Source organism: Chitinophaga sp. (genome assembly GCF_036566945.1).
GTDB lineage: Bacteria > Bacteroidota > Bacteroidia > Chitinophagales > Chitinophagaceae > Chitinophaga.
Window position 1 is genome coordinate 1 of record NZ_DATCVJ010000255.1, and the last position, 6352, is coordinate 6352.

Here is a 6352-nt window from a genome sequence, read left to right on the forward strand (position 1 = left end):
CGAATTACGAATTACGAATTACGGATCACAACAAAGATGACCGCCATCTAAAAGCTAAAAGCTAACGGCTAAAAGCTTCTATGGTACTTCTACCGCGTTCAGTATTTCGCTCAGGATGTTTTCGCTGGTTACATTTTCTGCTTCGGCTTCATAAGTTAAGCCAACACGGTGACGCATTACGTCAAAGCATACATTACGTACATCTTCCGGAATCACATAACCGCGGCGTTTCATGAAAGCATATGCTTTGGCAGCCCAGGCCAGGTTGATACTGGCTCTTGGCGAACCTCCGTATGCGATCAGTGGCTTCAGTTTATTCAGTTTATATTCTTCCGGATTACGGGTAGCAAAAACGATATCGAGAATATATTTTTCAATTTTCTCATCCATATACACTTCTCTTACCAGTTTACGTGCTTCCATGATATCGGAAGGTTGTATGATGGGGCGGATAGGCGCCATGGCTTCCGGATTCAGGTTCTGACGGATGATCAGTTTTTCCTCTTCTTTGGTAGGGTAACCGATCACTACTTTCAGCATGAAACGATCTACCTGTGCTTCTGGCAGGGTGTAGGTACCTTCCTGTTCAATGGGGTTCTGGGTGGCCAGTACCAGGAAAGGTTCATCCAGTTTGAAAGTGGTGTCACCGATGGTGATTTGTCTTTCCTGCATGGCTTCCAGCAGGGCGCTCTGCACTTTTGCCGGGGCACGGTTGATTTCATCCGCCAGGATAAAATTGGCGAAGATGGGACCTCTGCGAACCACGAACTCGTTCTTCTGCTGGTTATAGATCATAGTACCTATCACATCCGCAGGTAACAGGTCAGGCGTAAACTGTATACGGCTGAATTTAGCGTTGATAGCGGATGAGAGGGACTTGATAGACAAGGTTTTTGCCAGACCGGGTACGCCTTCCAGCAGTACGTGGCCCTGGGCCAGCAAACCGATGAGCAGTCTCTCCACCATATAACGCTGGCCAACAATTACTTTACCTAACTCCATTGTGAGCAGGTCCACGAAGGCGCTTGCCTGGTGAATCTTCTCATTCAGTTGCCGGATGTCGGACGATGTATTTTCCATGCTAATAATTTTTCAGGTGTGCTAAAATAAACATTCTCTCGTCAAATAAAACTTATCACTATGTGAACAGGCCGTTAAAATGCTGTTAAACTTGCCACTGTGGCCATTTTAGAACACATAATCATTTAAAGATGCTGCCTAAATTAATAAAGCCCGGCATATTTATATAATATTTTTCCCTATAACGTACATTTGCCGGAAGCGGAAAGCTTAAAGCAGAAAGCAAAAAGCTATTTTAGCGGATATAAGCAGATATCTGACGATGATCCGCTAAAATAGCTTTTTGCTTTTTGCTTTCTGCTTTAAGCTTTCTGCTAACTTTAATAACAACAATAAATAAAAATATGGAAGATTTTGAGCAGCGCTGGAAACCGGTAGAAGAAATGCTTACCGAAAGGTTTGGTAAAACACCCAATATGGAAGCCATTCTTTTCCTGATCGGCGTAAATGAAATAAATAATCTTAAAAAGAAATATACCAAAGAACAGAAACAGGATCTCATGCATGTGGCCGTGTGTACGCTCCTGAGCCAGAGCGGATACTTTGAAGTAGATGGCTACGATAAAGACGGCTGGCCTCATTTTAAAGAACTGCAGCCAGTTCCTAAAATGGAAATGATGGAACAGGAACACTTCCTGAAAGAGCATATTATTGCTTACTTTGCTGACCACGAAGAAGCATAAAGATATCTTATGAAGAAACTATTAACCCTCAGTGCCTTCCTGTTGTTCCTTGCCTTCTCTGTTGCCGCAAAAGACAGAAAAGTGAAAGTAATCACACCGTATGGCACCATGATCATTAAGCTGTATGATCAAACCCCGAAGCACCGCAAAAACTTCGTAAAGCTGGCCAAACAACACTTTTACGATAGCACCCTGTTTCATCGGGTGATCAACAACTTTATGATACAGGGCGGAGACCCGGATTCCAAACATGCCCATCCCGGCGATACGCTGGGGAATGGAGATGTAGGTTATACGATTCCTCCCGAGTTCCAGCTGGACCTATACCATCGTAAAGGTGCATTGGGCGCTGCCCGCGACGACCGGCCCGATAAAGCCTCGTCCGGTTGCCAGTTCTATATTGTGCAGGGCAAAGTTTTCACGGACGAACAACTGGATAAACTGGAAAAAACAAGGCTAGGTGGCCGAAAAATCCCCGTAGACCAGCGCCGGGTATACAAAACAGAGGGAGGCTGCCCTTACCTGGATCAAAGCTATACGGTATTTGGACAGGTCATTAAAGGCATGGAAGTGATAGATAAAATTGCTGCACTAAAAACAGATAGCCACGACAGGCCACTGGAAGATGTACCCATGCGGATAAGAGTCGTTAAAAAGTGGGGGGTATTTTAAGCATAAAGCAAAAAGCGTAAAGCAAAAAGCTATTTAAGCGGACACTATCAATAACATCGTCATTCGCTTAAATAGCTTTTTGCTTTACGCTTTGTGCTTTATGCTCCAAAATATGTATTTTTACCGCTCAAAATCAAACTTGATATGAATTTTCCGTCAAACCTGCGTTACACAAAGGATCACGAATGGGTTTTATTAGAAGGTAACGTAGCTACCATCGGTATAACTGAATTTGCACAGCGCGAATTAGGCGATATAGTTTTCGTTGATATCAACTCATTGAATAAGCCAGTAAACGCTGAAGAAGTGTTTGGTACAGTAGAAGCAGTGAAAACAGTATCTGATCTCTTTATGCCTGTGGCAGGCACCGTTAGTGAAGTAAACCCTGAACTGGATAGCTCACCAGAACTGGTAAACCAGGACCCATACGGCGAAGGCTGGATGGTGAAAGTAACCGTTAACAACCCGGCTGATGTAGAAGCCCTTCTGGATGCAGCTGCATACCAGGCACTGGTAGGTGAATAATTACACCCGAAACATCTTTATATTTTATATAAGAAAGGACAACAGGCTCGTTATGAACGATAGGCCTGTTGTCCTTTTTACATCGTGTATAACAATAATTTAATACGGAAGATGAAGACCCTTAGATATTATATTCCAGCGATATTTTGGATCATCCTGATCCTTGTTTTGTGTACCCTGCCGGGAAAAGATATTCCTACCAACTCCTTTTTTGAAAAAGTCCATTTCGATAAGTTCGTTCACTTTGGCTTGTTTGGTGGAATTGTACTGTTTCTCAGTCTGGGCATTTACTGGCAAAAGAAATATATTTCTCCCCGTACCTTATTACTGCTGGTAATTGTTGCCGCCGGTTATGGTCTTGCCATTGAGTTCATACAAAAATACTGGGCCATAGGACGGAGTTTCGATATGTATGATGTGATAGCGGATACATTGGGAGCCATTGCAGGGGTATGGGTATTTAAAATTGTGCGGCACCTGTTCTTCTCCGAAAAGAAATAAAAAATCCCCCCTGTAAACAGGGGGGAATGTATATCTGCTTATGAGAAATAAGTGTTCTTAATATTTTTATTACTGTTGACCAGCTTCTTTCTTCGCGTCATTCTTCATTTTGTCATTTGCGAAGATAGAGAACTCACAACGGCGGTTAATAGCGCGGTTAGCGTCAGAATCATTTGGTACTTTAGGTTGTGATTTACCATACCAGAAACCCTGAATACGGCTGGCAGCAATACCCTGCGCCTGCAGGAACGCCATCACAGCTTTAGTTCTTCTTTCAGATAAACTCATGTTATATTCATCTGTACCCTTATCATCTGTATGACCTTCTACACGTACATATGTATCAGGATATTTATTCAGTACAACAGCCAGTTGCTTGATGTTGTCCTGGGCTACAGGAGACAGATTGGACTTATCAAAACCAAATAATACACCTGCATCAAAAGTTACGTTGATACCTTCACCCACACGTTCTACAGTTGCATTTGGTACTTCTGTTTTTATTTCCTGCGCCTGTTTATCCATTTTTTTACCAATCAAAGCACCACCAGCACCGCCTACAACAGCTCCGATGATAGCACCAAGGGCAGTATTACCGGCTACTTTACCGATGATAGCACCAGCGGCAGCTCCACCACCTACACCGATAGCAGCACCTTTCTTAGTATTATCCGCGCTCTGCCAGGTTTTACAACTGAACAACATGGTCACAGATAAAACTAAAGCTACCAGAACATTGAAATTTTTCATCATAATAAATTTAGACATGAAGGTTTTTAAGCATTAATTCCGTTGACAAAACTAATTGAAAAAGCTTGTAATCAAATATGTTGCCAATCTAATTTATTATTCACAACTTATTGATTAGTATAAGTAAACAAAAAATAAAAAAAAGACAGGCATTTAATACATGGCAAAAGTATTATATACCGATAATATAACGGTGATCAACAAACGATCCCACGTGAGCAAAAGATTAACCCAGCAGATTTTTCAGCATTCCGCCAATACCACCACCGGTATTTGCCTGCTGTTGTTGTTGTGCGCCATTGGATAACAGGCTTTTTAAATCGTCCAGATCCACCTTGCCATCGCCGTTTTTATCCAGGCCGCCGGATAACTGACCCAGTATCCCTTGCAGATTGATGCCTTGTGCGGAGCCACCTGTCAGTGAATTCAGGATACCATCCAAACTAAAACTACCATTGGCAGGATCGCTGGTTTTATTAGCGAGAGAACTCAATACCGTTGGGATCAGCGAAGCCGCCAGCTGCGTGGCTGCCCCCTTATCCAGGTTGAATTTTTCCAACAGCGTACCTACCAGGTTATTGGAGATATTGCTTACTACCGGATTGCCCGCAGCAGCCTCGCTATTACCATTTAATAAAGACAGTACGCCTTCCGTGTTACCACTGGCCAGTTCTTGTTGTAAACCGGATGCGATAGACTCTGTAGCTGCGCCGATCACAGCTTCATTCTGTTCATTTGGAACAGCAGGATTGTTCACCACAGCACCCTGTGCATGTTCCCGAACGAGGTCCATTAATTGCTCTAACATTTGGAGATGATTTTAGGGAAAGAAAAGGTTTTCGTTTTAGTGCAACCGCCCCGTTAATACGAGACGGCTAACTAAATGTAGGATATTTTACGAAACTGCGGAGTCGTTGCAGAAAGATAACAGAGAATACATGTTCCCGGTATCTTTCTGCAACTGCCAGTCTTTATCAGATTAGCTTCCTTGTTTCAGTTTCTCTGCGTTTTCCGCAAATGAAAGGGCATCAATCATATCTTTGATTTCACCGTTCATAAAGGCATCCATGTTATATACGGTCATACCAATACGGTGATCTGTAACACGTCCCTGAGGGTAGTTGTAGGTACGTATTTTAGCAGAACGGTCACCGGTAGATACCAAACTCTTACGTTTGGAGGCAATGGCATCTTCATGTTTACGTACCGCCGCTTCATAGATACGGGTCCGCAACATTTTCATTGCAATTTCACGGTTGGAGTGCTGGCTACGTCCTTCCTGACACTCTACCACCACACCTGTAGGAATATGCGTAAGCCTTACCGCCGATTCGGTTTTATTTACGTGCTGACCACCCGCGCCGGAGGAACGGAAGGTGTCCATTTTAATATCTGCTTCACGTACATCCACATCCACTTCTTCCGCTTCCGGTAATACCGCAACGGTAGCAGCAGAGGTATGCACACGGCCGGAGGCTTCTGTAGCCGGCACACGCTGTACACGGTGTACACCTGATTCAAACTTCAGGGTACCATACACATCGTCGCCATTCACTTCCAATACAATCTCCTTGTAACCACCGGCGGAACCAGCGTTTTCACTCAGCAAACTGGTAGACCAGCCCTTGAGTTCACAGAAGCGGAGGTACATACGGAATAAGTCACCCGCAAAAAGACTGGCCTCATCCCCGCCGGTACCGGCGCGAATTTCAAGGATTGCATTCTTTTCGTCCTGAGGATCTTTTGGTATCAGCAGGTTGCGGATATCTTCTTCCAGGACCGTTTTCTGCTCCTGCAGTTCTTCCGTTTCTGCTTTGGCCAGCTCGCGCATTTCATCGTCACCACTGTCCAGCACTTCCTTGTTAAATGCGATATTGTCCAGTAATTTACGGTAGGCGTCATATGCCTTCACGATCTTTTCCAACTGCCGGTATTCCTTGCTCAGCTGCCCAAACTTCTTGTTATCACTAACAACTGCCGGGTTGGTGAGCGCCATTGATACCTGCTCGAAACGACCTTTTATAGCTTCCAGTTTGTCTATCATAATTATATTTGACTTTTGAGTATCCTTTCCCAACCGGAAAAAGATACTGCCAATCGGGTTGCAAAATTAACACCATTAACTTAATTAAACAGCAGGT

The 6352-nt window shown here is 43.8% G+C and carries 8 protein-coding genes; 4 read left to right on the forward strand and 4 right to left on the reverse strand.

Going from position 1 to position 6352, the window contains the following annotated elements:
- Positions 1-78: 78 nt before the first annotated feature.
- On the reverse strand, positions 79-1038 hold the full coding sequence (locus tag VIP81_RS07500) for an AAA family ATPase (protein ID WP_414649313.1): 960 nt from the start codon (positions 1036-1038) through the stop codon (positions 79-81).
- A 386-nt stretch (positions 1039-1424) separates the two neighbouring features.
- On the opposite strand from VIP81_RS07500, the gene VIP81_RS07505 reads away from it, so the two are divergent.
- From VIP81_RS07505 to VIP81_RS07520, 4 genes are all read left to right on the forward strand, one after another.
- The gene (locus tag VIP81_RS07505; protein ID WP_331957999.1) at positions 1425-1763 is read left to right on the forward strand and encodes a hypothetical protein; all 339 of its coding nucleotides are present in this window, start codon (positions 1425-1427) and stop codon (positions 1761-1763) included.
- Between the two features lie 9 nt (positions 1764-1772).
- Positions 1773-2435, forward strand: coding sequence for a peptidylprolyl isomerase (locus VIP81_RS07510; protein ID WP_331958001.1), 663 nt, complete (start codon positions 1773-1775; stop codon positions 2433-2435).
- Positions 2436-2579: 144 nt separating this feature from the next.
- Positions 2580-2960: a glycine cleavage system protein GcvH gene (gene gcvH / locus VIP81_RS07515; protein WP_331958003.1), complete on the forward strand. Its 381-nt coding sequence runs from the start codon at positions 2580-2582 to the stop codon at positions 2958-2960.
- Positions 2961-3071: 111 nt separating this feature from the next.
- Complete coding sequence (locus VIP81_RS07520) at positions 3072-3461, forward strand: VanZ family protein (RefSeq protein WP_331958005.1); 390 nt, start codon at positions 3072-3074, stop codon at positions 3459-3461.
- Between the two features lie 69 nt (positions 3462-3530).
- Here the strand turns inward: VIP81_RS07520 and VIP81_RS07525 are convergent, their stop codons facing one another.
- From VIP81_RS07525 to prfA, 3 genes are all read right to left on the reverse strand, one after another.
- Complete coding sequence (locus tag VIP81_RS07525; RefSeq protein ID WP_331958007.1) at positions 3531-4229, reverse strand: OmpA family protein; 699 nt, start codon at positions 4227-4229, stop codon at positions 3531-3533.
- A gap of 208 nt (positions 4230-4437) precedes the next feature.
- Complete coding sequence (locus VIP81_RS07530; protein WP_331958009.1) at positions 4438-5019, reverse strand: hypothetical protein; 582 nt, start codon at positions 5017-5019, stop codon at positions 4438-4440.
- 171 nt (positions 5020-5190) lie between these two features.
- Positions 5191-6255, reverse strand: a complete 1065-nt coding sequence (gene prfA / locus VIP81_RS07535) for a peptide chain release factor 1 (RefSeq protein WP_331958011.1) — start codon at positions 6253-6255, stop codon at positions 5191-5193.
- Between the last annotated feature and the right edge of the window lie 97 nt (positions 6256-6352).

Coding starts and splice junctions, on each gene's coding strand:
- VIP81_RS07505 (WP_331957999.1), top strand. CDS start 1,425: ATGGAAGATTTTGAGCAGCGCTGGAAACCGGTAGAAGAAATGCTTACC.
- VIP81_RS07510 (WP_331958001.1), top strand. CDS start 1,773: ATGAAGAAACTATTAACCCTCAGTGCCTTCCTGTTGTTCCTTGCCTTC.
- VIP81_RS07525 (WP_331958007.1), bottom strand. CDS start 4,229: ATGTCTAAATTTATTATGATGAAAAATTTCAATGTTCTGGTAGCTTTA.
- VIP81_RS07520 (WP_331958005.1), top strand. CDS start 3,072: ATGAAGACCCTTAGATATTATATTCCAGCGATATTTTGGATCATCCTG.
- VIP81_RS07530 (WP_331958009.1), bottom strand. CDS start 5,019: ATGTTAGAGCAATTAATGGACCTCGTTCGGGAACATGCACAGGGTGCT.
- gcvH (WP_331958003.1), top strand. CDS start 2,580: ATGAATTTTCCGTCAAACCTGCGTTACACAAAGGATCACGAATGGGTT.
- prfA (WP_331958011.1), bottom strand. CDS start 6,255: ATGATAGACAAACTGGAAGCTATAAAAGGTCGTTTCGAGCAGGTATCA.